Below are 23,828 nucleotides of genomic sequence, written 5' to 3'. Positions count from 1 at the left end.
ACGCGCGCCCAGTCCCATGCCTCTGCTCATGCTGGGATCGTATCAGGCGAGTCTGGGCTGATCCAGCGCGCCAGCTTGCTTGCCGCCACGCGCGCCAACGAAGCACACAGCTATGCCAGCGCACACCGCGATAGCAGCGCAGCTCAGAAGCGCGCTGCCGAGAGCGCCGCTACTGCCATCGCGCGCGAGCACTCCGCATACTGCCACGCCGAGCGCGAGTCCAAGCTGCCGAGCCGCGTTTGGCGCGCTCGAAGCCGCGGCCGCATAGCCGCTCGGTGCAGAGTCGAGCGCGAGCTGCGGCAGCGCTGGTGAGATGAGCCCGGCACCAACGCCGCTGAGCAATAAGAACGGAAGCAGTGCCCACCAGTCGTTCCAGCCATTCGCAGCAAACCCGCTCGCAGCGCCTAGCCCGATCAGTAGTAGGGGAGCGCCAAGTCGCCACGCGATAGATCGCTGGGTGAAACGGTGGCTGAGCAGAGCAGAAGCGACAATAAAGACCAGCAATTGACTGACCAGGATCAACGAGACAGTCATCGCATCAACTCCGAGCTGATGGTGCAACCAAAGCGCGAGTGCCGGAAGCGCACCAAATGCTGCGAAATAGTAGGCGAAAGCTGTCAGCAAAACCATCAGGAATGACGCGGATCGCAAAAGTGTGCCGGGCAAAATCGGTGAGCGCGCACCCCGCTCGACAAACGCGAACCCGCACCAGGCCACAGCGCTCATTGCAAATGCGGCCAGTGTGCGAGGTGATCCCCAGCCAACTTCGCTCGCAGATATCACCGCGTACACGCAACTCGCCATCGCAATTGAGACCGTGGCCATGCCTGGCCAATCGAGCGATTTGGCGGTAGCGGTAGAGCGTGTTTCGGGGCCCTCGCTCGGTAGTGTCTTTGCGATGAGCAGCAGTGAAAAGAGACACAGTGGAACTGCGCCAAGAAACAACCACTGCCAGCCCATAAATTGGGTGAGCACTCCGCCAGCAACAGTGCCAACGGCCGAAGCTGCTCCGGCAACTGCGCCCCACACGGCAAAGGCGATGGCTCGGCGTGCGGGTTCGGGGTAGGCCCGCGCAATGAGCGCTGGAATGGTGGCGAACATTGCGGCACCGGCCACTCCCTGCGCGCCACGCGCCGCGATCAGCCACTCGGGGGTCTGGGCGAGGCCGGCGGCAAGAGTTGCGGCGGTGAACACCGCAATGCCTATCAGGTACACCAGGCGTGCACCGAAGGCGTCACCGATCGATCCTGCACCGAGTAACAAACCGGCAAGCGCGAGTGTGTAGATGTCGACGACCCATTGCAACTGTGTGTAGCTGGCAGCGAGTCCGGTACCAATATCGGGCAGGGCTACCGTCGCGATCGAGGTGTACAGCAAGAGCAAAAAGGTGCCGAGCGAGCACGCGATCAGTGGCCACCAGGAATCGCTGGCGGTGTGCGGTGCGTTTGTCCGGCGTGTTTGCTCGTGGCTGGTCATAAGACCTACTGTGCTGTAATGGTCTTGTGCGAGTAAACCCTTACAGTCAAATTCTGCTCGATCTGACCATTGGGCTATTGCGCAACCCGCCAGGGGCAAACGGCGATCTTGAGGCGCGTTGGATCGCCGCTGGTATGCCCATTGAAGACCCTCCGGGGCAAAACGACGGTGAATTGATCGATCGCTATCTCGCGGACTGGCGAAAACTCATAGGTGTGAGTGAAGAGTCTGACCGAGCTCGCCTGATCAACGCGATGCTGTTGCGTTACGCGAGCGTGCCATCGATGACCAACCACGACGGAAGCGGCTGGCACCTGCATTACCGCCCAGAACGGGCAAGCCTGGCCGAAGCACTTGCCGCAGCCACCACCGTTGCCCTCGCAGAACATCTTGCTGCGCACGGCATTCACCGTTTGGGGCGCTGTGCCCTGAGCGAATGCGGGGAGCCATATATCGATCACAGCCGGCCGGGGAAACAGCGCTATTGCACGCAGCTGTGCGCCAACCGAGATGCGGTGCGACGGCACCGAAATCGGCAGCGGGGTGTGGCTGGGTGATCCAGCGCGCTAGAAGGCGCAACTTGCTAGGCAGTCGATGCTAAACGAACCCCCTACTGCGCATGCAGCCGGGAAGGAGCCACATTGAAGGCGCGCGAGAAGGCATACGAGAACGCCGCGGGAGTGGCGTAACCAAGCCGTGCGGCAACCTCGGAAACGTTTTGATGGCGCAAAAGTGGGATCGCGGCGAGTAGTCTCGCTCGGGCCCGCCACGCGGCCGGGCTCATGCCTGTGGAGAGTTTGAACTGGCGGTTCAGGGTGCGCTCACTCATGCCGCAAGTTGCCGCCCAGTCACTATTGCTGATACTCAGATCGGGATCTGCCAGGTAGCTGCGGCACAGCTGCGCAAACGGAGCCGCGGCGGGAATCGGAACGTGCAAGGGCACCTCGGCGAGCGTTGCGATCTCGTGCATGATGAGATCGAGCACGCCGGCTTCCCTTGCGGTCACGCCGTCCCGAGGATCGATGTGTGAGGCGGCGAGAAGTAGCTCCCGAAGCAGGCTCCCAACCTCAACGACACGGCAGGCGTCAAGCGGCCAGTCGATAGCACTCGGCTCGATGTAGAGGCTTGACGTTTCGACATCGAGCATTCGAACCTGGTGACGCGTGTGAGGCGGAATGATGACGGCGCGTTCGCCGGGAACAGTCCACGCACCATCGTCGGTTTCAACCAGCATGGTGCCCGTTGCCGCGTACAGAAACTGGGCGCGACGGTGCTCATGCCAGCGCAGCAAGAAGCCTGCCGGGTACACCGTGGCGAGCGGGATCACCGGAATCGGAAGGTGATCAATGTCATCGAGCTTGGCGTGCCTCACGCCACACATTGTAGGCCCAAGTGGCTGAAATTCGATAAAGAATAGCCCACATTCGAATGCTCGCTTTACGAAGATCGACTTGCATGGATTCAGTGACGATTATTGTGCTGTTATTGATTGGAATACTGACGGGCATCACCACGGTGATGTTTGGGTTTGGTGGGGGATTTGTAACTGTTCCCGTGATTCTTTGGGCAGATGCAGCTGTGGGCAGTGCGGCTGGAACCGTCGCCGTAGCAACCTCGGCTGTGGTCATGGTGGTGAACGCGATTACCGCAACCGCTGCAACACCTCGGAGCATTCTTACGGGATTGAAGCAGCGGGTGCCACTGCTCTTACTGCTTGCCCTAGGCGGTCTGCTCGGCGCACTCCTTGCGATCGGTGTGCCCGCCGAAGTCGCCTCCTGGGGATTCGTCTGCTACGTTGCCATCACCATCGTTGACGGTTGTGTGCGCCCCGGTTTCATTCGGCCGGCGAATGGGTCGCCTACAACCTCGACAAGGGTGGCGATTCCGACCGTGCTCGGGGCACCAATTGGGGCCATCGCCTCGTTTCTCGGAGTCGGCGGCAGCGTCATGACCGTACCAATGCTGCGCCGTTCCGGCCTGCCAATGGCGCATGCCGCGGCGCTGGCGAACCCGCTCACGCTTGCGATCAGCGTGCCGGCAAGCGCGGTATTTTTGCTCAGCAGTCAGGCCCAGGTCTCGGGCGCAATTTTTGCGGTGGGCATCGTTGATCTTGGTGCCGCCGCACTACTGCTCTGTGGCGCGATTCCGGTGATCATCGTGCTGCGCCGACGGCCACCGAGACTGAATGACAGAGCGCATGCGTGGATTTACCTTGCGCTGCTTGCGCTCGTGCTGATTGCCATGGTGGTGCCGCTGCTGCAATAGCCCGCGAAAAAGTCGGCAAGCTAGGCTTGATCCATGCGTTTCTACACCTCAATCGCCCTTGTTGCCGCGCTGAGCTTGACGCTTGCCGGTTGTTCCGCAGCTGCACCCGAGGCGCCCGCAGCTGTTGAACCTGAGGTGTCTGAAGGGCCGAGCGCTGAGGAGTTTCAGGCCGCAGCGTGCACGCAGGCAGAATTGTTGCTTGAAGAGATGCTCGCTGAACCGGCGCTCTCCGAAGCGGCCGGAAACGAAATTAGGCCCGAGGCAGTAAGCGACGCATTCGAAAGCCAATCGCAAAAGTTTGCTGAGGGCGAGGTCGCTGAAGTGTTCCCGGACGCTGCGGTATCGCTGCATGACATCTCGGTTGGCATGCTTGACGGTGCCGGCGCGCTCAACGCGGACGGTACAGGAACACTGCAGGTGGCACTCACGGAGTGGGCGGAGGCACGTCAGCACATTGTGGAGACCTGCGGGATCGCCGAAAACTAGGCGCAACTAGTGTGTGGTCGCGGCTAGTTCGATTTCTCAAGATCCGCGAGGCGTCGATCCGGTTAGCGTGCGGCGCAAGTCGTGGTCTGCACCGAGCGATCTGTGCCAGCTGTCGCCAACTGCGCGGCTCGATATTCTCGTTCATGCGGATGCGAAGGATACCCGTCAAATGAGTCGTATCTTGCGACCGCATTGCCCGCCTGTAACTGCAGCAAGCTGAGGTCTGTGCCGTCGGCGGTGATCACAAATCGAATGAGGCGATCATATTTATCGGCCTTGTTTTGGCCGTCGGGCAAGAGCAATGTGATTTTCTCGCCGGGAGCAACGTGTTCAAGAATGAGTTCGGCTGCATCGTTGTAGCCGCACTCACCTCGCTCTGGGGTGTCAATGCCAATGAGTCGAACTTTGCCGGCTTCGGTGCGAATAGTGTCGCCGTCAACCACCGAATCAAACACCGTCGTGATTGCGCTCATGCCAGGATCATCGACGCTCGCGCCTGTGTAGCTGCCGTCTGAGCTGCTGATGCTTGTTTCGGGAGAGTCGGGCTGCCGGTCGTTGCCCTGCTGTTGTGATGAGTAGATCGTGCCAATAACAACGACTGCAAGCACTGCCAGGATCCCGATCAGCTCTCGCTGAGTGAGCTTCCGACGGCGATTTTTAGACCTACTGTGCACCGATTTAGCTTATCGAGATTGTTTCACCTGGCGGTGAAGCCCTTTTGCTAGCCCGCCAGGTGAAACATGTTATGCCCGAGGGGTTGGCGCTGCCTCGTAGGTAAACCAGGTGGTTTTGGTGGCCAGCGTGTTGTAGAGGGCCTGCGCGGTGTGGTTGTCCTCAGCGGTCATCCACTGTACGCACGCGCGACCCTCTGCTGCCGCCATATCGGTCAAGCGAGCAATGAGAGCTCTGCCGATGCCCTGGCCGCGAGATGCTGGCAGGGTGAAGAGATCGTCGAGGAAGATGCTGCTGGTGCCCGTGTATGGTGATGAGAAGCGGCGGTGATGCGCAAAGCCGAGCACCTTGCCGTCGACCTCGGCGACAAGAGCCTTGCACTCATGGGTCGGGTCCATAAACCAACCCCAAGCGCGCGAAACCACTTCTTCTGAGGGTTCAAGCTTGTAGAACTCGCGGTAGGCGCGGAAAAGCTCGCGCCATTGCTGCTCGTCTGCGGGGGTAATGAATCGAACGGTGGTTGTGGTGGCCATAAGTAACTCCAAAGTGTGTTGGTTTTCGTGACTGCTTTTGTGTGTCTTGCCCTTGGCGATTGGTCGCGGCGGGCCACGCACGGGCGCGAGGGCACAAGTGGCCTGCGCTTGCGGGGGACGGGCACTTTGGGATGGTCGAGAGAACGCGAAAAGCCAGCGTAACGGACTTGCAAAAAGATGCGTAACGTTATCTACTGGCTTCATGTTCAACGATAACAGAGCTGCGCTAATTGCAGAAACTCTGCAGCGGCGGATCGCCAAGCTGCCTGCCGGTGAAAAGCTGCCGGGCGTGCGCGAACTCTCGCGAGAATTTCAGGCGAGTGCGGCCACCGTCTCTGCCGCGCTTTCTGAGCTGAGCGCGCTGGGGTTAGTTCGAGCTGAGCCGGGGAGAGGCACATTTGTTGCCGAGCGAGCTCAGCAAACCGAACCAGATTTCACCTGGCAGTCACAGGCGCTTGGCCCGGCTCGGGTTGATGCAGACAGAGCTTCACGGCTTGGCGGATATGGCACTCCCGATCATCTGCCGCTGTCTTGGGGGTATCTGGCACCGGAGCTCCTGCCGAATGAAGACCTGCATCGGATTGCCTCAAGAGCGGCCAAACACGCTCGTTCCTGGGCTATGACGCCGGCCGTCGGTTCAGCCGAATTGCGACGAGTGTTCGCTGCCGAGTATCGGGTCGATCCAAGTGACGTCATGATTGTTTCCGGCGGTCAGCAGGCGCTCGTGTTTGCGCTGCGAACGCTCGCAGAACCCGGCGACACCGTGATTACCGAAAGCCCGAGCTACCCGGGCGCCATTCTGGCAGCGCAGAGCGCGGGATTGACCATCGCATCGGTGCCGGCTGACCAAGATGGCATTTTGGTTGAACGTCTTGCCGATGAGCTGGAACGCACGAGGGCCCGAGTCATTTATTTGCAGCCCAGCTACGCAAACCCGACAGGCGCAGTACTGAGCCCGGAGCGACGAGTAAAAGTTCTTGAACTCGCCGAAAGGCACGGTGCATTTGTGCTCGAAGACGACTGGGCTAGATACCTGAACATCGATGGCAAGGCGCCCGGTTCATTAATCTCAGCAGATCAACACGGCCACGTAGTAACGGTGTTGACACTCTCAAAATCCGCGTCTCCTGGGCTGCGGCTTGGAGCAATAGTTGCGCGCGGACCCGCTGGTGAACGAATGCGTGCGTCTCGCACAGCCGATGAACTCTGCGTCGCTCCAATGATGCAGGAGATTGCGCACGATCTGCTCACTTCTTCGGTGTGGCCGAAACATCAGAAACGGCTTCGTCTAGAGCTGGCCGAGCGACGCGATGCGCTGGTTTCTGCACTGCGCAGCTTCGCGCCGAGTTTGCGTATTCAGTCGGTGCCGAAGGGCGGCATTCACCTTTGGGTCAGGATGCCTCAGGGGTCGAGTACTTCGGCAACTGTCGCGGCGGCGTATGCCGAGGGCATACTGGTCGGTGATGGCCGCCACTTTTTTGTTGACGAGCCGCCAGCACCGTTTCTGCGCTTTTCGTTCGGTGCGGCCACCCCGGCGCAAATTTCTCGTGGGGTGAGTCAGCTTGCCCGAATTATTGAGGGGCAGGCAGGCAGGCTAGCGCGCGACAGTAGTGAAGACCGCGTCGATTTCCACGGCAACACCGCGAGGCAGTGAGGCCATGCCGAGTGCCTTGCGGGTTGGCAGGTCTTGCTCGCCGAATACCTCACGTAGCAGGCTGCTTGCGCCTTCGGCGACCTCGCCGTGCTGCGTGAAATCTGCGGTGCTATTCACGCAAACGTTGAGTTGCACGCTGCTCAGATCCTCAAGGGTGCCAACGCTTTCTCGCACTGAGTGCAAGAGCCGCAGCATAGCTTCGCGAGCCGCGGTTTTGCCCTGCTCGATCGTGAGGTTGTCGCCGACCTTGCCGAGGGTGAGGCTGGTGTGTCCCGAGGTGAACACCAGGCCCTGAGCCTCGACTACCTGCTGCATTACCGGCGACTGCGGCCCTGCAGTAGCTCCGAGTGCGATTGAGCGGGCATCGCGCGATTCGGTCATGAGTGTGGTCCCTCGTTGCTTCCTACGGTGTTTGGTACGGTCACTGGACTCACGATCCAGTGCACCTCGGCTACCTCGTCGCCGACATTTACGGTGCGGTGCATTTGTGAGCTGCGGTACTCGATGGTGTCACCCGCTTCAAGGATGTGTGAGCGGCCGTCGATCTGCTGATCGACAGAGCCCCGAATCACGATCAAGAACTCCTGGGAGTCGCCGTGGTTGTAGGGCTCTTCGCCGGTTGACTCACCCGGATCGAACTCGCCAGCAAAAATCTCAATGTGTGAGAGCGGGCGTGGGCTCAGCATGTATTTGCGAGCGCCGCCGTCGAGGAGCTGCGGTCGTTCGGCGTGGCGCACGATGCGTGGGCCGGGGGCTTGGTCGGTGTTGAAGAGCTCGGCAAGTGTGGTGCCGAGTGCTTCGGTGACGTCGCGGAGGGTGCCGAAGCTTGCGCTGCAGGCGCCGCGCTCGAGTTGGCTCAGAAAGCTTGCGCTCACTCCCGAGATCTCGCCGAGCTGGGTGAGTGAGAGCCTTCTTAGTTTTCTTATCTCGCGGATTCGTGCGCCGAGCTGGGCGTCATCGAGTCCGGACTTGCGCTTGTTAGTACTCATTAACTCCGAATAGTACATGTAAAGCGACGGCTTGTCTTCAGTTCAGATCCAGTTCCACTGAAAAGTTTTTGAAGTAAGTCGGTTGCAATTTGTTTCATGGTGTTTGTTGAGATTCTGCGGAAGATCCAGCGCCTCTTGCGCGTTTTGAAACAAAATTTTGATTTGAATTAAATCAAGTTGTAGAAATACTGAATTTCATTTACAGTGAATCTCATCGACTTTGCGTCGCCCCGTTTGAGGTCAGCGCAATGTGCGTCAACGTAGACGAAGCCCACTCGGGCTCGACCGAAAGGTGGCCGATTGAAAACCACATCTCCTCCGCAAGGCAAAGACACCTCACAGTCTGAAGCCGCGATCGCCCCGCTCGAATTTGTGCCGCTCAAGCACTACGGCCGCATGGTCATCGCAGGCGTTGCCGTGCTGCTCGTGGGTGGCCTCGTCGTAGCCCTTGTCACCAGCGAAAACCTACAGTGGTCGGTAGTAGGGCAGTACCTCTTCGCGCCGCAGATTCTGCAGGGTGTGCTGCTCACCGTTCAGCTCACCGTGCTCGCGGTAGCAATCGGAATTGTGCTCGGCATTATCTTGGCGCTCATGAAGCTCTCCGAAAACCGAGTGCTCACCGTTCTCGCCGACCTCTATCTTTGGTTCTTCCGCGGCACGCCTCAGCTGATCCAGCTAATTTTCTGGTTCAACCTTGCCTTCCTCTTCCCGACGATCAACCTAGGATTCGTGAGCTGGGACACAAACGCCCTAATTACCCCCTTTATCGCAGCGCTGATCGGCCTCAGCCTGAACGAGGGCGCGTACATGGCCGAGATTATTCGCGGTGGCATCCTCGGTGTACCAAAGGGTCAGCGCGAAGCCGCGGTAGCTCTCGGATTCACCCCACTTGAAATGATGCGCAAAATCATCTTGCCGCAGACGATGCGAATGGTGATTCCGCCAACCGGCAACCAGGCAATTGCGATGCTCAAGGTCACCTCGCTTGTTTCGGTCATTTCTGCGCGGGATCTGCTCACCAATGCGCAGACAATCTACTCACGTAATTACCACATCATTGAGCTACTCATCGTGGCATCCGCCTGGTACCTATTGCTCACCTCGATCGCGACGCTGCTGCAGAACCAGCTTGAAAAGAAGTACGCCAGCCGTAGCGGAAACACCATGACTCGCAGCTCAAACCGAGGGCTCTTCAAGCGCCTCACCCAGACGGGAGCACAACGATGACTTTGGCAAATCAAAACAGTGCCGCAGCCGCGACCGAGCGCCCCATGGTGCAGGCCGTTGAGGTTCGCAAAGCCTTTGGTGGCAACCAGGTGCTTCGCGGCATCACCATGAATGTGCAACCGGGAACGGTCACCGCCCTGATCGGGCCCTCCGGGTCAGGCAAAAGCACCTTCTTGCGCTGCATCAACGACCTAGAGACCTTCGACTCCGGCGACATCCTGGTCAACGGTGAGCGGGTTGCCTACCGCAGAGAAGGCACCAAAGCTTACGAGCTGAAACCGCGCATCGTCGCAAAACGTCGCGCAAAGATCGGCATGGTGTTTCAAGGATTCAACCTCTTCGGCCACCTGACGGTCCTCGAGAACATTGTGATTGCCCCGGTGCAGGTGCTGAAGCAAGACAAAAAGATTGTTGAAGCTCGTGCCATGGAGTTGCTGCGCAAAGTCGGCCTCGCCGACAAGAGCGGTGCCTACCCTGATTCGCTTTCTGGCGGGCAGCAGCAGCGAGTCGCAATCGCTCGTGCGCTCGCAATGGAACCAGATCTGATTCTGTTTGATGAGCCGACCTCTGCCCTCGACCCAGAAACGGTCGGCGAGGTGCTCGAAGTAATGCGCACCCTCGCCCGTGAAGGCATGACGATGATCGTGGTTACCCATGAGATTGGGTTCGCTCGTGAGGTTTGCGACCAGGTGGCCTTCCTCGAAGACGGTGTGATTCAAGAGATGGGTCCGCCAGAGCAAGTACTTGATAACCCCACCCATGAGCGCACCCAGCGCTTCCTGAGCCGAGTCATCTAACTCGTCATCACTTTTTTGTTCATCAATGCGCTCCAAAGGCGGAGCGTCCCCCAACTGAGAAAAGAGAACATCATGGCCCGTAAATCTGCACAGTTCAAAATTGCTTTACCCGCCGCCCTCGCCGCAAGCCTGCTGCTTTCAGCCTGCGCTGCTGGCACCGCTCCGGCAGAGAACGATACGGCTGTAGACGAAGCTGCCATTGTCGAAGAAATTCGCCAGATGCTGCCCGAATCGATTCTTGAAAAGAACACAATTTCGGTCGTCACCGATCCTTCGCAGGCACCATATGAGTTTGTTGATGACGACGACAACATCGTCGGAATCAACCCAGACCTGGCCGCCGAGGTGGCAGCTGTGCTCGGTGTAAAACTCGAGTGGGCTCGAGCTGACTTCGGCGGTCTGATCACCGGCGTCACCACAAAACGCTACGACATGATGAGCGAAGCAATGTGGGACACCGAACAGCGTCAAGAGCAGATCGACTTCGTCGACAACCTCGTTTCGGCAAACAACATTGTGGTAGCCGAAGGCAACCCTGAGGGCATCAAAGATCTGCCTGACCTCTGCGGCAAAGATGTGTCAACGCTTGAGGGCAGCATGATGGTTGAACTCTTCGAGGAGTACCAGCCAAAATGCGGCGGCAACCCAATCAACGTGTTGATCGCGCCGACCACGGCCGACCAGTTGCTCTGGCTTTCGACAGGCCGTGCAGTGGCAACCATCGCAAACCCAATCGTGACCGAGTTTGGTCTTGAGCAGGGTTCAGCTCGCGGCATCGAGGTTGTGCCGGGCGAAGGCTACCTGCGCAACAACTACGGCTGGGGCTTCCACAAAGACAACACCGAACTGCGTGATGCAGTTGCGGCTGCGATCCAGCACCTCATCGAGACCGGTGTCTACGACGAAGTAATGGATAAGTGGAAGGTGTCAGACAACAGCCGTCTTGACCAGGTAGAAATCAACAGCGAGCCAGTGAAGTGACTTTGGAGCAAACACACTTGAATACCTTCGGACATTTTTACGAATTGACGCCAGATGCAGAGATGACTGCTTCGGTTGAGCCGGGAGGGGAGTTTACCGTTCGAACTCTTGACTCCTCGGGTGGTCAAATTCGCACCGATGTTGATTATGCAGACCTCGATTCCAGCAAGTTTTTCCCGGTGGTTGGTCCCATCAATATTGCCGGAGTGAAACGAGGTGACACCGTTGGGATTGAGATTCTCGAAATGAAACTTGACCCGCTGGCGCACACCTGGACGCGGCCCGGTCTTGGGCTTCTTGGACAGGATCGCTTCGCAGTGATGGCCGTTGATACTGAGACGCTTGAGATTCGGCCCGGTGGCCCGGCTTCACCGGTGCTGGCGTCAGCTGAGGCCAAAGCGCATGTTGGTGCGCTTGGTCTGCTTACCGACACGGTAGAACCTGCGCGCACACTCGGTCACTACGGCGGCAACATCGACTTCAGTGCGGTTGGCGTTGGTTCTACGGTGTGGCTCACCGCCTCGGTAGATGGTGGCGGCTTTTTTATCGGTGACATTCACGCGACTATCGGTGATGGCGAAGTGTGTGGCACCGGTGCAGAGACGGGTGCCGAGGTTCGCTTGCGGATCCACCGCCACGAAGCAGTCGAGCCGATCTTGCCAACCGTTCGCGATATTGATGGGCGCCTCTGGGTGATCGGCATCGGTTCGTCGGTCGAAGAAGCTCTCAAAGAAGCGACCGCATATTGCGTGGCGAGGGTTGCCGAGTACGAGGGTATCGACAAAGATGCTGCCTACCTCTCGGTAGGAATGCTGCTCACCGTGAAGGTCTGCCAGGTGGTGAACCCGCGAACGAGTGTTGCGGTGTCGCTTGACGGCGGGCTTGACCGAGTGCTTCGCGCCGTCGAAGCGACCGCCGCAAACAGCTAACGAAACACAGAGAATGGAGTGGTGATGAGTCTCAGAACAGTGCTCGGCGACGTGAACGCCGATCTGATTGACCGGATTTTGCCGCACGAGCACCTGCTCTGCGACTTCAGCTCGGTGACCGCCGATCGAAACCACATCTTTAACAATCCCGATTTCGCAATTCGTGAGCTCGGTTATTTGAACGAAGATATTGCTCCGGCAGCGGGCACTCAGCATGCCCTGGTCGAGGTTACGTTGCGTGACCTCGGCCGGGACCCTGAGGCTATGCGTAGGATCGCGCAGGCCTCAGGCGTGCACGTAGTAATGGGCACCGGCTGGTATCTGGAGCCGTATTACCCGAAGCGGGTGTACAACGATTCCGCTGCGGTGCTCGCCGAGGAGATGATCGAAGAGATTCAGCTCGGTGTGCTCGCCTCGGATGGCAGCCGTATTCGTGCTGGGGTGATCGGGGAGATAGGTACTCACGGTGGCACGCTTTCGCCGGCAGAGGAACGAGTGCTGAGGGCAGCGGCTCGTACCTCAAACGCCACCGGTGCCGCCGTGACTACCCACGCGTTTTTGTACCCGACCGGAGTGGATCAACTCGACATTCTTGAAGAAGAAGGCATCGACCCGAACCGGGTTGCAATCGGCCATGTTGATACCTTCATGGATCACGCTTACCTCACGTCGCTGTTGAGGCGAGGCGTGTATCTGCAATTTGATACTTGTGGTCGCGAGCACCTTTTTCCAGATTCGCTGCGGGTTGAAATGCTGGCGCGACTGATCGATGAGGGCTGGTTGGAACGGTTGCTGCTCTCGAGTGACCGCTGCCATATGAGCGATCTGAAGATGCGGGGTGGTTTGGGTTACTCGTGGGCCATCGCGGGGTTCTGTGATCTTTTGAGAGCGGCTGGCATTGACGAAGCTGGCATCGACATGATGACCAGGGAAAACCCGCTGCGGCTGTTCTCGGGGATTCACGACGCCTAGGGAACGACCTCTTGCGAGCGCCGGTTGCTGCCGAGGTCTGAGGTGAGAGTTGGGCCCGGCAGGGTCAATCGTGCTGGGCCCAACTCGAAGCGAAATTAGTTCCAGGCGACGTTTGAGCCGTCGGCCTGGGTGGCCTGGTACACGTCTCCGCACTTCTGAATGTCTTCGAGTCCGACGTCTTGAAGCAGCAGAATTGAAGTTGTCGAGTTCGGGGTTGCGTCGCTCGCCTTGCAATCGCCCGAGATGCGATCGCCCTTCCACGAAATGCCGAATTCTTTTCCATCGACTTCGACGCGAAGATCTTTCGTTTCCTTCGGGAACGTTGCGGGTAGTTTGCCGCTGTCACGCAACTCTTGGAGCTGGCTTGAGGCGTCAGGCACGGGCTTTTGGGGGTCGGTGGTTTCACCGGAGGCGCAGCCGGAGAGAATGAGCGGGAGTGCGATAACACCGGTGAGGATTGCGGAGGTTCGTGCGAACATGTTGTTCCTTTCGGAGGGGGTATCTCCGAAACTAGGTGATTTTCCTGGTCATGTGCCTGATTTTGGCTGAGGGCGGACCGTATGCCGATCGTGTTCTCGGGGCGTTCCGAGAGCATTTAGAGGTAAAACATAGCGAGTCGTTTCAAAAAATTCCGACAGCTATTGCCCGTTGGCGCGCAGCGACACTACATTTACAACAAGCTGCCACACACCGATTCCTGCGCGGAAGGAACCCCCATGGCTGAGCATATGCAACGAACGCAATGGCAACAATTCTGGGATCGCGGTGGATGGTGGCGCTCGCTGCTCCTGGTTGCGGCGTACTACGGTCTGTACCAACTGGGCTCGTTCGCGTTCTTGCCTCTGCTGCAGGCGACGAGTGATCCAGCGTTACAAATCGTGGTGGGCACAGCGCTGCCGATAGTCCTAGGCGCTCTGTTGCTGATCGCCTTTGCCGCTTCACTGCGATGGCTGCCAGACGTCTTCGGCAGGCAGCCCGTCACTGGTGCTGGCTGGATGTGGATCGCTGTCGCTATCGTGCTGGTCACCAATGTGTTGCGTTTTGCCACTATCGACTACGGCAAAGCCGGTGCGAGCATCGTTGCCGCGTGGCTATTTGCTGGCCTCGCGATTGGCCTCGCTGAGGAACTTCTCACTCGCGGATTCGTAGTCAGGTTTATGCGCAATGCCGGATATCGTGAAGTGAGCGTGGCGCTGGTTTCGGCACTGCTTTTTGCCGCGATGCACGTGGGCAACATGCTCAGCGGTCAGTCGCTATTCGCGACTCTCTTGCAGTTGGCGTACACCTTTGCCTTTGGCCTGTGCATGTATCTTGCGCTTCGAGTCACCGGCAGTTTGATCTGGCCAGTCTTGCTGCACGCGAGCACTGACCCCTCGGTCTATTTGCTCACGCAGTATCCGGGAGATAGTTCGCTGGCCAAGATTGCTGAGCTCGGCAATGTTCCGGTGATCTTGGTCGGTATCGTCTTGATCTTTTTTGTGCGCGGATCGCAGGGCGATGGGCGTCGCCTGAACAACGGAGCGACGCCCGCCGCGTAGCTGGGCAAACCGGGCGAGCCGGGCAAATTATGCCTGCTAGTTGGTAGTGCTTAGAAACGATCTGGTCTCTGCGGCGATCTGCGCCGACTGCGTGTGGTGCAGATAGTGCTCGCCCGGAAGTTCGATGAGCTCACCGTGGTCGAGCCCACTGATTTGTTCAGCGTGCAGATCCTTCCAAATGGGGGTGGTTGGATCTGGTGCGACAAAAAGCAGCACGGGGAACTCAGCTGGAAAACGCTGATCTTTCACTGTCGCGAAACTTTCTGGCAAGAGTGCAGCTTCACTCACGACGGCCTGGCTCATCGAGTTGCGATTTGTGAGCAACCGGATCTGCTCCTTTTCGCTCTCAGTGTATGGGCCGGTGGCGTAAAGCGGATCCTCGCCGCCGTTGAGCAATCGAAGCAAACCAAGCGACTTCAGCGTGCTTGCAGAACTGAGATCCATTGCCTCGTCTGAACCGGGCTGGCCGGGCACGCTATTGTCAATGCCCACAAAAGCGGCGACTTCGCCGGGATAGGTATTGACGTAATTCAGTGCGTAAATGCCGGCAATGGAGTGGCCCATGAGTACGGGATCGGTGATGTCAAGCTCCTCAAGAGTCTCGTGCAACTCTGAGGCGTAGTTCTCGATTGTGCGCGGCGCGGAGGTGTCATCGCTCAGCCCCGATCCGAGTGGTTCGTATGCGATGACGCGATAGGTTGCAGAGAGCTCGTCGATGAGTGGAATGAAGTCGAGCGCTGGTGAAGCGGTGCCGAACCCTGGCAGTAGCACAATGGTTTGACTGCCCGCACCCTGCTGATACACATTCACCTCGCCGGCGCTCGTGCTGATGCGTGTGCCGTAATCGGTAATCTGCGTGGCCTCTTGCTTGCTCGCGTTTGCTTCGATGATGGTGGTCGTAACAAGCCCGAGTGCGACCACTCCAGCTAGCGAGCCGATTGTGATGAGTGTTGCCTTGATGCCTTTTCGCATGTTCTCTGGCCTCTCTGTTGGTCCGCGGGGTATTGCGGCTTCGTGTTCTCATCGTATTTTTCGCAGCCGCCCGGGTCTTCGGTCTCGAGAATGAACCGCTCCGCCGCTGAGTGGAAATCTCAGATTTGGGAAGCGGCACTCAGGTATGACCCGGAATGATTCGGGATGAGACGGTCAAATAAGCTACGCAGAACTTGCAACTACGTCATACCGAACATTAGAGTTGGCGTTGCCATCGTTTGCTTCATTGCATTCGAATTCCTCGTTTTCAGCAAAGGAACCCTCGCCATGTCAAGAACCCCCAGATTTTTTAGCCGACCAGCGCTGGCCCTGGCGGCCATTTTGAGTCTGGCCATCACCCTTGCCTCCTGTGCTGCCACGCCATCGCACGACGATGACGATGATCGGCCCGTTGTACTCACGACATTTACCGTGCTTTCCGACATTGCAGAGAACGTGGCCGGCGAGCACCTACGCGTCGAATCAATAACCAAGGTTGGCGCTGAAATCCACGGATACGAACCAACACCCGGAGACATTCGCCGCGCGGCAGAGGCCGAACTGATCCTCGATAACGGTATGAATCTTGAAGCGTGGTTTGAGAAGTTTGTTGACGGGCTTGACGTACCCCATGTCGTGGTGAGTGAGGGAGTCGAAGCCATCGACATTTCTGAAGATGCCTACGCAGGCACCCCGAACCCACACGCCTGGATGAGCCCGCTCAATGTGCAGATTTATGTCGACAACATGGCTGATGCGTTCATCGAACTCGATCCAACTCACGAAGTCGAGTACCGGGAAAATGCCGAAGCTTACAAAGCACAATTGCAGGAGGTGCAAGACGAACTTGATGCCGCACTTGCCACGCTTCCAGACAATCAGCGCGCGCTCGTGACCTGTGAGGGTGCTTTCTCTTACCTCGCCCGCGATGCCGGACTCACCGAGAAATACATCTGGGCAGTAAACGCCGAGCAGCAGGCGAGGCCACAGCAGATTGCTTCGGCGATTGAATTCGTGCGTGACAACCAGGTGCCTGCGGTCTTCTGCGAATCAACGGTCTCAGCAGCACCAATGAAGCAGGTGGTCGAAGCCACCGATGCGGTGTACGGAGGCACACTCTATGTCGATTCGCTCTCCGAAGCCGACGGCCCAGTGCCGAGTTACCTCGACTTGATTCGACACGATACCGCTGTGATTATCGAAGCGCTCACCGGCAAGGCCGCGCGATGAACCCGGCGATCCAGGTCGAAAATGTCACCGTGCACTACGGCGAAGTGCTCGCACTAGACGGGGCGACACTGGCAATCGAAGCGGGGCGAGTGTGCGGGCTTGTCGGCATGAACGGTTCCGGCAAATCAACACTGTTCAAAACCATCATGGGTATCGTACGACCTGATAGCGGCACGGTTGCGATTCACGGTGAGACCCCGACAAAAGCCAGAAAAACAGGCACCGTTGGGTACGTGCCGCAGAGCGAAGACGTCGATTGGGCATTTCCGCTTTCGGTACGCGACGTTGTGATGACCGGTCGCTACGGCAAGATGGGGTTCACCCGACGACCAAGCGCTGCCGACCACGAAGCTGTCGAGCAGGCGCTTGATCGAGTGGAGCTCACTGATTACGCAAACCGTCAGATTGGGCAGCTCTCTGGTGGGCAGAAGAAGCGTGCTTTTGTGGCGCGCGGGATCGCCCAGGGCGCGACCGTGTTGCTCCTTGATGAGCCATTCGCAGGCGTTGACAAACGATCCGAAGCGACCATCACCCGACTGCTTCGCGAGCTTGCCGGTGGTGGCGCCACCATTTTGGTCTCCACCCACGACCTGCACGCTCTTCCTGAGCTTGCCGACGAGGCGTTACTGCTGATGCGAAAAGTGCTGATGCACGGTGACCCAAACGAAGTACTCAAACCAGAACACCTCGCCTTAGCTTTTGGTCTCGACGTCATGAACCGCGGAGAAACAGCATGAACTTGATCGACTTCTTTCTTGATCCGCTCAGTTACGATTTCATGGTGCGCGCACTGCTCACCACAATCGTGGCGTCGGTCGTGTGTGCGGTGCTTTCGTGCTGGTTGGTGTTGATCGGTTGGTCGCTTATGGGTGACGCCGTTTCGCACGCTGTGCTGCCAGGGGTTGTGATCGCCTACATTGCGGGTATTCCCTTTGCTATCGGCGCGGTAATTTTTGGGTTCTTGGCCGTCGCTCTGATCGGTGCTGTGAGAAACACGAGCCGAGTCAAAGAGGATGCCGCCATCGGTATTGTCTTTACCACGCTATTCGCACTCGGCCTTGTGCTGATCTCGGTGACGCCCTCACAAACCGACCTGAATCACATCATCTTTGGCAATCTGCTCGGTGTTTCGCAGGCGGACCTCGTGCAGATTGTGGTGCTTGGTGCGCTCACCTTCGTAGTACTTGTTGCGAAGCGTCGTGATTTCACTCTCTTCGCTTTCGATCCGACTCACGCGCACGCAATCGGACTGAACCCGCGCATGCTTGGCGCGGTGCTGCTTGCCCTGCTTGCGCTCACCTCGGTGGTTGCGTTGCAGGCGGTTGGCGTCGTGCTGGTTGTTGCAATGCTGATTATTCCTGGCGCTACCGCCTATCTGCTTACGGATCGATTTGGGCGCATGCTTGTAATCGCTCCACTTCTTTCGGCCGCCTGCGCGGTGGTCGGACTGTATCTGAGTTACTACCTCGATACCGCTTCGGGCGGCATGGTGGTACTCACCCAAGGAACCGTTTTCGCGCTGGTGTATTTGGGAAGCCCCCGTCACGGCTTGATTGGCAAGCGTCTTGCTGCCAGAAAGCGGCGGGGGATCGCGGTGGCGGCTTAGCCGCCACCGCAGCACGGCACCGCGCAGACGTGTTTTGGCTGCGTGGTGCCGTGGTTTCTTCGGGGGCAGCCGAAGAAACCACGATTACAGGGTGTGACACAAGATCCAGCAGCGTTGCCGTTTTTGCTTTACTTTTTGCAATAGCTCTGTTTTGTTTCTTTGTAAGAAGGTAGGCGATATGGCAAATGGTCGGGCAAAGGCGCTCTATATCTATGTGCACCCAGAGGCTGAATCATTTAATCGACAGCTTTTGAGGCCGGGCTTGCGGCGCTTGAACGGAACTACGAGGTTGAAGTAAGTGACCTCTACGGTATGGGGTTCCAGCCGGTGCTTGCCGAGCCAGACCTTGGCCAGCACGTAACTGAGGACGGCACATTTCTGCAGCGATGGTCACAGGCGACCGCCTCACACTCACTGCCGGCAGACGTGCGCGATGAGCAGCGTAAATTGCGCGAGGCCGAGTTGATCGTGTTTCAGTTTCCCCTCTGGTGGTATTCAGTCCCGGCCATGCTGAAAGGCTGGATCGACCGGGTGTTTAGTGCCGGCTTTGGATTTGATGTCATTGATCCAGCGACCGGCTACACCCGAAAATATGGTGACGGACTTTTGCTTGGCAAACGCGCACTTATTGTTGTCTCGTTTGGTGAGACAGAAGCGGGTGTCGGCCCGCGTGGACGATCCGGTGATCTGGATTCGCTGCTGTTCAGCTTTACGCACGGCACACTCTTTTACACCGGCATGGAGGTGTACCCGCTGCACGCGATCGGTCGGGCCGACGACCTCGATGAAGACCGGGTCGCCGAGGAGCTTTCGCGGTTCAGTGATCGGCTGCTGAGCCTCGGCGACGAAACGCCCGACTACTATTGCCCGGCTAGAGGCGGTGACTATATCGCTCAGGTATTGCGCGCGGAGATTGCGCAAGGTCGAAACGACCTTGCGATCCACCGTCAAGAAAGCTGAGGAGCTAGTGAAGTAGCAACAGCTTGCGGTTAAGACTCGGGTGGCAGGGAAATTCCTAGGCGCATTTGGCGGTGCCGTGTAGGGTAGTAGGTACGCACCTGAAAATATGTGCTGTTTGTAATACGTTTCACCCTCGCGCTTTTTGAGGATATGCGCGACACCCAAGCCGATAACGGCTCCGCTTCTGGATCAGCGCCTCAGCGCTCTCCGCTTAGACCACCCACCGGCGTCGTCGATGGGTACATATGGGATTGTTCGTACGATCCTCGACACTATTAAGGAAGACAATATGGCCACCGGCACTGTCAAATGGTTCGATTCTGGCAAGGGCTTTGGCTTCATTGCTCCCGATGACGGTTCGCGTGACGTTTTCGCTCACTACAGCGCCATCGTGGGCTTTGGCCACCGCAACCTCGAAGAGAACCAGAAGGTCGAGTTCGAGATCGAAGAGGGTCCAAAGGGTCCTCAGGCGGCAACCATTCGCGCGCTCTAAAGACAAAGACTAAGAAAGACCGGTCGGGCTTTAGCCCGGCCGGTCTTTCTTGCTTTTATGCGAGCCAAAACTGGCTCTGACCAGATAATCTAAACATGTGTCATCGCCTCCCGCGTGGCATTTGAGTCGCATAACACTGGGGGAGTTCGATGGCTGAGACCCGCGAGATTGAAGCGCTACGCGCCAAGGTCGCAGAGCTTGAGGCAGAAAATCTTGAATTGCAGCAGGGCGGGGATGCTGCTGCGGCAAAGAAACCAGCAAAACATCGGGGCCGCGCGATTACGGCTTTCATCCTGATCTTCGTGAGCGCTCTGATCGCCCCGATTGCAGTGATCAGCAGCTGGGCACGCGCCGAATTGGTTGACACCACCCGTTTTGTTGAAACCTTCGCGCCACTCGCGCAAGACCCCAATGTGCAGACCTTCATTGCCGGTGAAGTTTCAACCGGCATCAAGGACAACGTAGATATCGACGGCATTGTTGGTGACCTATTCACGGGCATCTCTTCGCTCGATCTGCCACCGCAAACCCAAACCGTTTTGCCACTCGTCGAGGGCGCTGCTGCAAACGGTGTGCGATCCCTGATCGATACGGGAGTGCAGAAACTCGTTGAGTCACCACAGTTCGCGAGCATCTGGGAGATGACGCTGCGTGAAACTCACAGCCGAGCAATCGCAGTAATTCAGGGGGATCCGAACTCAGAAATCAAGCTGCAAGACGGCACGCTCTCGATTGACCTCAAAGTTGTCACCGCAGAGGTGAAAGCGGCGCTGATTGAGCAGGGCTTTAGCTTCGCCGAGGTGATTCCGGTGATCGATGAGAGCGTGCCGCTGCTCGAATCGGACTCGTTGACGCTGATGCGTACGATTTATCAACTGGCCGTAGGCGTCGGCTATTGGCTGCCTTGGGTCGTGCTCGGGATGCTCGTTGCCGGCGTGATCGTTGCCCGCAACCGGCTTCGCGCGCTCGCGTGGGGCGCCCTCGGTATCGCAGCATCGCTGCTGCTGCTCTCGGGCGGTATGGGCGTCGGCAAGCTGTTCTTCATGAGTGCGGTGAGCCCGTCGATTATGCCCGAGGCTACGGCTGAGGTGATCTTCGCCCAGCTCACCGGTCTGATCGCGGCTTCTCTGCTTGCTCTGGTAACGCTCACTCTCATGATCGCATTCGGTGCCTGGTTCGCTGGATCATCAAAGTTTGCGCGGGCCACCCGATCGGCATTCGATACTGCGTTCCGTGCGATCCGTAAGGCTGCCGACTCTCACGGTCTGAACCCGGGCGCATTCGGTCGCTTTATTGAGCGCTGGCACTCAGCCATTGTGCTGCTCACCGTTGTGATCGGGGTGCTGGTGCTCTTCACCAACCGGCCGATCAGGCTCGGCGGAATTATCGGCACCTTCGTCTGCGTGCTGATTGTGCTGATGCTTACCGAGCTGCTGCGTCGCCCGCTGCTGTCAAGTGGCGAGCGCGCGAGCGAAGTCGCTGTTGAGGTTGGCGCAACGAACGAGGCCGAAAACGCCGAGGTAGCGGGGGCGGCTGTGGTCGTTGAAGCTGCCGAGGAGACAGCGGAAACTCAGAGCTAGTCGCGCGAGACGTAGAGCGCCTCAGCGGCGATCTTGCCGAGGGCGATGGGCTGATCCTCGCCCTCAAGCAAGACATCGATGGCTTCTGAGAACGGTGCGCCCTCGCGAACCAGCAGGCGCGCGCCAAGCACGATGCCACGGTCTTCGAAAAACTGCAGCAGTGCAGGCTCGTCGTCGCTGATTCGCTCAACCGTTACTCGGGTTCCAGGAATTACCTGGGTGAGTTGAACGGCGTCTGGCGACACAATGGTTCCGTCTGCGAGAGGGATCGGATCGCCGTGCGGGTCTCGCGTTGGATGGCCCAGGAGGTCATCAATACGCGCGATCATAAAATCGCTCACCGCATGCTCAAGGTGCTCAGCTTCGTCGTGCACTTGATCCCAGCCGTAGCCGAGCATCCGCACCAGAAAGGTTTCAATCAGTCGGTGCCGGCGAACCATATCCACGGCGTATGCGCGGCCGGTGTCTGTGAGTTCAACCGCGCCGTACGGGGAGTGGTTGAGTAGGCCCTGCGCGGTCAGTTTTCGCACGGCGTCAGAAACCGAAGAAAGCTTCAGCTCGGTGCGCTCAGCGATAAGTGAGGGGGTCACGGGAACATCTGACCACTCACCGAGGGTCCATACGGCCTTGAGATAGTTCTGGGTGCTTGCGGAAAGATCAGAAACCGACATGCATTCAGCGTACCTTTTTGCTGCCACTTCTGCCCGGTTTCGGGCTAGCGGTCCATTGCGGCGAGTTGCCGAGCGTGCCTGCTTAGATTCGGCCTCGGTTGCGCTTGCGCACGGCGCTGCCGGGCTTTCCGCCCAGATATGAGGCTGCTGAATCGACAACGTACCCTTGCCGCAGTGCTTGGCGGCCGATCAGCATGCGAAAGACCATTTCGTCTCGGCTGGTCAGTGTCACCTCAGCGGGAATGACTCGCCCACACAGACCGATATTCATAATGACGACCAGGCGATCCTGCGAGTGCCCAGAAGAGCTTCGGATCGTGCGTCGGTCGTGCACCGGTCGCTCGACAATAACCTCGTCAAGTTCGCTGTCCTGCCAGGGATGCACGGTGAACCTGACCCAGTCTTCGCCGTCGCGAGAGAACTCTTCGAGCTTCGTGGTGTGGAGTGCTGAGGTCTGCGCACCGGTGTCAATTTTGGCTTTTAGCCACGACACGCCGATTTCGGGTAGGCTGACCCATTCACGCCAGCCCGTGAAGGTGCTTGAATGGTGTGGTTCGGTCACGCTTCTATCTTGGCAGGTATCCTCGTGAAATTGGCGATTCTTTCACGCGCCCCTCAGGCGTATTCGACGCAGCGACTCAAAGCTGCGGCAGAGCAGCGCGGTCATAAGGCGCTTGTTTTGAATACCTTGCGCTTCGCAATTGACCTTGCTGGCGACGAGCCTGACCTGCGTTTCCGTGGCAAACAGCTGAGCGATTACGATGCGATTCTGCCGCGTATCGGTAATTCGATCACCTATTTTGGTACCGCTGTGGTGCGTCAGTTTGAGCAGATGGATGTGTACACGCCGAATACGGCAAATGGCATTTCAAATGCTCGCGACAAGCTGCGTGCGATTCAGATTTTGTCGCGTCACAACATTGATATGCCGGCAACCGCATTCGTGCGAAACCGTGCCGATGTTCGGCCAGCTATTGAAAGCGTTGGCGGGGCGCCCGTGGTTATCAAGTTGCTTGAGGGCACTCAGGGTATCGGCGTGATCCTGGCACCAGAGGTGAAGGTCGCCGAGGCCATTATTGAGACGCTGCACTCAACGAGACAGAACGTGCTGATCCAGCGTTTTGTGTCTGAGAGCCGGGGCAAAGATATTCGTGCGCTTGTGGTGGGGGATCGTGTGGTTGCTGCTATGCGCCGCCAAGCAAGCGGCGACGAGTTCCGTTCAAACGTTCATCGCGGCGGCAGCGTCGAAGCGGTCCAACTTGATGCGGCATACGAGCAGACCGCGGTGCGCGCGGCGCAGATCATGGGTCTTCGCGTTGCCGGTGTTGACATGCTTGAGGGTGACGAAGGTCCGCTGGTGATGGAGGTTAATTCTTCGCCAGGGTTGCAGGGCATTGAGCAGGCGACGGGCCTTGACGTTGCCGGTGCGATCATCGACTATATCGCGAACCAGGTGGCGTTCCCCGAGATTGATGTGCGGCAGCGTTTGAGTGTTTCCACCGGTTACGGTGTCGCCGAGCTATTCATGCACGCGGGAGCCGAGCATGTTGGCAAAAAGCTTGGTGACTTGGGTCTCTGGGATCGCGACATTACCGTGCTCACTCTGCACCGTGGCGTGCAGGTGATTCCTAACCCGAGAAAGCACGTGGTGCTTGAACCTGAGGATCGTCTGCTCTGCTTTGGCAAGCTTGAAGAGATGCGCTCCATGATTCCTGATCGGCCGAGACGTCGTGCTCGGGTGCGCAAGCTGCCGCAGGAAGCTCGAGATCTCGCTTCGGAGAGCTAAGCCGTTTCTGA

26 protein-coding genes and 1 pseudogene are annotated in these 23,828 nt (G+C 58.3%); 17 read left to right on the top strand and 10 right to left on the bottom strand.

Annotation, left to right across the window (positions count from 1 at the left end):
- Positions 1-42 precede the first annotated feature (42 nt).
- Positions 43-1,476: an MFS transporter gene (locus QBL02_RS02350; protein ID WP_282724745.1), complete on the bottom strand. Its 1,434-nt coding sequence runs from the start codon at positions 1,474-1,476 to the stop codon at positions 43-45.
- A 26-nt stretch (positions 1,477-1,502) separates the two neighbouring features.
- Here QBL02_RS02350 and QBL02_RS02345 point away from each other — a divergent pair, with 26 nt between their 5' ends.
- The gene (locus QBL02_RS02345) at positions 1,503-2,033 is read left to right on the top strand and encodes a CGNR zinc finger domain-containing protein (protein WP_282724744.1); all 531 of its coding nucleotides are present in this window, start codon (positions 1,503-1,505) and stop codon (positions 2,031-2,033) included.
- Between the two features lie 53 nt (positions 2,034-2,086).
- Here QBL02_RS02345 and QBL02_RS02340 read toward each other — a convergent pair whose 3' ends face one another.
- Positions 2,087-2,848 carry a helix-turn-helix transcriptional regulator gene (locus QBL02_RS02340; RefSeq protein WP_282724742.1) on the bottom strand — a complete coding sequence of 254 codons (762 nt, stop codon included), beginning with the start codon at positions 2,846-2,848 and terminating at the stop codon, positions 2,087-2,089.
- 83 nt (positions 2,849-2,931) lie between these two features.
- Here QBL02_RS02340 and QBL02_RS02335 point away from each other — a divergent pair, with 83 nt between their 5' ends.
- A complete protein-coding gene (locus QBL02_RS02335) occupies positions 2,932-3,741 on the top strand; it encodes a sulfite exporter TauE/SafE family protein (protein ID WP_282724741.1) in 810 nt (269 codons plus the stop codon).
- Between the two features lie 33 nt (positions 3,742-3,774).
- Entirely contained in the window at positions 3,775-4,227 is a 453-nt protein-coding gene (locus QBL02_RS02330) for a hypothetical protein (protein WP_282724740.1), read from the top strand.
- A 62-nt stretch (positions 4,228-4,289) separates the two neighbouring features.
- On the opposite strand, the gene QBL02_RS02325 is transcribed toward QBL02_RS02330, so the two are convergent.
- Positions 4,290-4,901 (bottom strand): thermonuclease family protein, encoded by a 612-nt coding sequence (locus QBL02_RS02325; protein WP_282724739.1) that lies wholly within the window; start codon positions 4,899-4,901, stop codon positions 4,290-4,292.
- Between the two features lie 69 nt (positions 4,902-4,970).
- On the bottom strand, positions 4,971-5,432 hold the full coding sequence (locus QBL02_RS02320) for a GNAT family N-acetyltransferase (RefSeq protein WP_282724738.1): 462 nt from the start codon (positions 5,430-5,432) through the stop codon (positions 4,971-4,973).
- 202 nt (positions 5,433-5,634) lie between these two features.
- On the opposite strand from QBL02_RS02320, the gene QBL02_RS02315 reads away from it, so the two are divergent.
- The gene (locus QBL02_RS02315) at positions 5,635-7,086 is read left to right on the top strand and encodes a PLP-dependent aminotransferase family protein (RefSeq protein ID WP_282724737.1); all 1,452 of its coding nucleotides are present in this window, start codon (positions 5,635-5,637) and stop codon (positions 7,084-7,086) included.
- Here the strand turns inward: QBL02_RS02315 and QBL02_RS02310 are convergent.
- Together QBL02_RS02310 and QBL02_RS02305 are read right to left on the bottom strand one after the other, a co-directional pair.
- On the bottom strand, positions 7,027-7,467 hold the full coding sequence (locus QBL02_RS02310; RefSeq protein ID WP_282724736.1) for a RidA family protein: 441 nt from the start codon (positions 7,465-7,467) through the stop codon (positions 7,027-7,029). The genes QBL02_RS02315 and QBL02_RS02310 overlap by 60 nt on opposite strands.
- Complete coding sequence (locus QBL02_RS02305) at positions 7,464-8,075, bottom strand: XRE family transcriptional regulator (protein WP_282724735.1); 612 nt, start codon at positions 8,073-8,075, stop codon at positions 7,464-7,466. The genes QBL02_RS02310 and QBL02_RS02305 overlap by 4 nt, the downstream gene beginning before the upstream one ends.
- Positions 8,076-8,375: 300 nt before the next feature.
- Here QBL02_RS02305 and QBL02_RS02300 point away from each other — a divergent pair, with 300 nt between their 5' ends.
- From QBL02_RS02300 to QBL02_RS02280, 5 genes are all read left to right on the top strand, one after another.
- Positions 8,376-9,302, top strand: a complete 927-nt coding sequence (locus QBL02_RS02300) for an amino acid ABC transporter permease (RefSeq protein WP_282724734.1) — start codon at positions 8,376-8,378, stop codon at positions 9,300-9,302.
- Positions 9,299-10,099, top strand: coding sequence for an amino acid ABC transporter ATP-binding protein (locus QBL02_RS02295; protein ID WP_282724733.1), 801 nt, complete (start codon positions 9,299-9,301; stop codon positions 10,097-10,099). Before QBL02_RS02300 ends, QBL02_RS02295 begins: the two co-directional genes overlap by 4 nt.
- A gap of 72 nt (positions 10,100-10,171) precedes the next feature.
- Positions 10,172-11,080 carry an ABC transporter substrate-binding protein gene (locus QBL02_RS02290; protein WP_282724732.1) on the top strand — a complete coding sequence of 303 codons (909 nt, stop codon included), beginning with the start codon at positions 10,172-10,174 and terminating at the stop codon, positions 11,078-11,080.
- A 17-nt stretch (positions 11,081-11,097) separates the two neighbouring features.
- A complete protein-coding gene (locus QBL02_RS02285) occupies positions 11,098-12,009 on the top strand; it encodes an acetamidase/formamidase family protein (protein WP_282724731.1) in 912 nt (303 codons plus the stop codon).
- A 24-nt stretch (positions 12,010-12,033) separates the two neighbouring features.
- Positions 12,034-12,981 (top strand): hypothetical protein, encoded by a 948-nt coding sequence (locus tag QBL02_RS02280; RefSeq protein WP_282724730.1) that lies wholly within the window; start codon positions 12,034-12,036, stop codon positions 12,979-12,981.
- 95 nt (positions 12,982-13,076) lie between these two features.
- On the opposite strand, the gene QBL02_RS02275 is transcribed toward QBL02_RS02280, so the two are convergent.
- Positions 13,077-13,460, bottom strand: coding sequence for a hypothetical protein (locus tag QBL02_RS02275; protein ID WP_282724729.1), 384 nt, complete (start codon positions 13,458-13,460; stop codon positions 13,077-13,079).
- 237 nt (positions 13,461-13,697) lie between these two features.
- Between QBL02_RS02275 and QBL02_RS02270 the strand changes: the two genes are divergently transcribed.
- Complete coding sequence (locus QBL02_RS02270; RefSeq protein WP_282724728.1) at positions 13,698-14,519, top strand: CPBP family intramembrane glutamic endopeptidase; 822 nt, start codon at positions 13,698-13,700, stop codon at positions 14,517-14,519.
- 36 nt (positions 14,520-14,555) lie between these two features.
- Here the strand turns inward: QBL02_RS02270 and QBL02_RS02265 are convergent, their stop codons facing one another.
- On the bottom strand, positions 14,556-15,491 hold the full coding sequence (locus QBL02_RS02265; RefSeq protein ID WP_282724727.1) for an alpha/beta hydrolase: 936 nt from the start codon (positions 15,489-15,491) through the stop codon (positions 14,556-14,558).
- A gap of 288 nt (positions 15,492-15,779) precedes the next feature.
- Here QBL02_RS02265 and QBL02_RS02260 point away from each other — a divergent pair, with 288 nt between their 5' ends.
- From QBL02_RS02260 to QBL02_RS02235, 6 genes and pseudogenes are all read left to right on the top strand, one after another.
- A complete protein-coding gene (locus QBL02_RS02260) occupies positions 15,780-16,721 on the top strand; it encodes a metal ABC transporter substrate-binding protein (RefSeq protein WP_282724726.1) in 942 nt (313 codons plus the stop codon).
- On the top strand, positions 16,718-17,458 hold the full coding sequence (locus tag QBL02_RS02255; RefSeq protein WP_282724725.1) for a metal ABC transporter ATP-binding protein: 741 nt from the start codon (positions 16,718-16,720) through the stop codon (positions 17,456-17,458). Before QBL02_RS02260 ends, QBL02_RS02255 begins: the two co-directional genes overlap by 4 nt.
- Positions 17,455-18,327: a metal ABC transporter permease gene (locus tag QBL02_RS02250; protein ID WP_282724724.1), complete on the top strand. Its 873-nt coding sequence runs from the start codon at positions 17,455-17,457 to the stop codon at positions 18,325-18,327. Before QBL02_RS02255 ends, QBL02_RS02250 begins: the two co-directional genes overlap by 4 nt.
- 258 nt (positions 18,328-18,585) lie before the next feature.
- Positions 18,586-19,287: pseudogene (locus QBL02_RS02245) on the top strand (NAD(P)H-dependent oxidoreductase); the annotation flags it as partial.
- A gap of 289 nt (positions 19,288-19,576) precedes the next feature.
- Positions 19,577-19,780: a cold-shock protein gene (locus tag QBL02_RS02240; protein ID WP_282724723.1), complete on the top strand. Its 204-nt coding sequence runs from the start codon at positions 19,577-19,579 to the stop codon at positions 19,778-19,780.
- A 149-nt stretch (positions 19,781-19,929) separates the two neighbouring features.
- Complete coding sequence (locus QBL02_RS02235) at positions 19,930-21,360, top strand: hypothetical protein (protein ID WP_282724722.1); 1,431 nt, start codon at positions 19,930-19,932, stop codon at positions 21,358-21,360.
- On the opposite strand, the gene QBL02_RS02230 is transcribed toward QBL02_RS02235, so the two are convergent.
- Both QBL02_RS02230 and QBL02_RS02225 read right to left on the bottom strand, forming a co-directional pair.
- Entirely contained in the window at positions 21,357-22,031 is a 675-nt protein-coding gene (locus QBL02_RS02230) for a metal-dependent transcriptional regulator (protein WP_282724721.1), read from the bottom strand. The two genes, QBL02_RS02235 and QBL02_RS02230, sit on opposite strands and share 4 nt — an antisense overlap.
- A gap of 82 nt (positions 22,032-22,113) precedes the next feature.
- Positions 22,114-22,593 carry a RimK/LysX family protein gene (locus QBL02_RS02225; RefSeq protein ID WP_282724720.1) on the bottom strand — a complete coding sequence of 160 codons (480 nt, stop codon included), beginning with the start codon at positions 22,591-22,593 and terminating at the stop codon, positions 22,114-22,116.
- Positions 22,594-22,617: 24 nt separating this feature from the next.
- Between QBL02_RS02225 and QBL02_RS02220 the strand changes: the two genes are divergently transcribed.
- A complete protein-coding gene (locus tag QBL02_RS02220) occupies positions 22,618-23,817 on the top strand; it encodes a RimK family alpha-L-glutamate ligase (protein WP_282725267.1) in 1,200 nt (399 codons plus the stop codon).
- Positions 23,818-23,828: the final 11 nt, after the last annotated feature.

The sequence above is a fragment of the Leucobacter sp. UT-8R-CII-1-4 genome, from assembly GCF_030010235.1.
In the GTDB taxonomy this organism is placed as follows: Bacteria; Actinomycetota; Actinomycetes; order Actinomycetales; family Microbacteriaceae; genus Leucobacter.
The sequence above is the reverse complement of the archived record's forward strand: the minus strand, read 5'-3'. Positions and strand labels throughout refer to the sequence as shown.

Coding starts and splice junctions, on each gene's coding strand:
- QBL02_RS02350 (WP_282724745.1), bottom strand. CDS start 1,476: ATGACCAGCCACGAGCAAACACGCCGGACAAACGCACCGCACACCGCC.
- QBL02_RS02335 (WP_282724741.1), top strand. CDS start 2,932: ATGGATTCAGTGACGATTATTGTGCTGTTATTGATTGGAATACTGACG.
- QBL02_RS02330 (WP_282724740.1), top strand. CDS start 3,775: ATGCGTTTCTACACCTCAATCGCCCTTGTTGCCGCGCTGAGCTTGACG.
- QBL02_RS02320 (WP_282724738.1), bottom strand. CDS start 5,432: ATGGCCACCACAACCACCGTTCGATTCATTACCCCCGCAGACGAGCAG.
- QBL02_RS02315 (WP_282724737.1), top strand. CDS start 5,635: ATGTTCAACGATAACAGAGCTGCGCTAATTGCAGAAACTCTGCAGCGG.
- QBL02_RS02310 (WP_282724736.1), bottom strand. CDS start 7,467: ATGACCGAATCGCGCGATGCCCGCTCAATCGCACTCGGAGCTACTGCA.
- QBL02_RS02305 (WP_282724735.1), bottom strand. CDS start 8,075: ATGAGTACTAACAAGCGCAAGTCCGGACTCGATGACGCCCAGCTCGGC.
- QBL02_RS02295 (WP_282724733.1), top strand. CDS start 9,299: ATGACTTTGGCAAATCAAAACAGTGCCGCAGCCGCGACCGAGCGCCCC.
- QBL02_RS02290 (WP_282724732.1), top strand. CDS start 10,172: ATGGCCCGTAAATCTGCACAGTTCAAAATTGCTTTACCCGCCGCCCTC.
- QBL02_RS02280 (WP_282724730.1), top strand. CDS start 12,034: ATGAGTCTCAGAACAGTGCTCGGCGACGTGAACGCCGATCTGATTGAC.
- QBL02_RS02275 (WP_282724729.1), bottom strand. CDS start 13,460: ATGTTCGCACGAACCTCCGCAATCCTCACCGGTGTTATCGCACTCCCG.
- QBL02_RS02270 (WP_282724728.1), top strand. CDS start 13,698: ATGGCTGAGCATATGCAACGAACGCAATGGCAACAATTCTGGGATCGC.
- QBL02_RS02265 (WP_282724727.1), bottom strand. CDS start 15,491: ATGCGAAAAGGCATCAAGGCAACACTCATCACAATCGGCTCGCTAGCT.
- QBL02_RS02260 (WP_282724726.1), top strand. CDS start 15,780: ATGTCAAGAACCCCCAGATTTTTTAGCCGACCAGCGCTGGCCCTGGCG.
- QBL02_RS02255 (WP_282724725.1), top strand. CDS start 16,718: ATGAACCCGGCGATCCAGGTCGAAAATGTCACCGTGCACTACGGCGAA.
- QBL02_RS02250 (WP_282724724.1), top strand. CDS start 17,455: ATGAACTTGATCGACTTCTTTCTTGATCCGCTCAGTTACGATTTCATG.
- QBL02_RS02240 (WP_282724723.1), top strand. CDS start 19,577: ATGGCCACCGGCACTGTCAAATGGTTCGATTCTGGCAAGGGCTTTGGC.
- QBL02_RS02235 (WP_282724722.1), top strand. CDS start 19,930: ATGGCTGAGACCCGCGAGATTGAAGCGCTACGCGCCAAGGTCGCAGAG.
- QBL02_RS02230 (WP_282724721.1), bottom strand. CDS start 22,031: ATGTCGGTTTCTGATCTTTCCGCAAGCACCCAGAACTATCTCAAGGCC.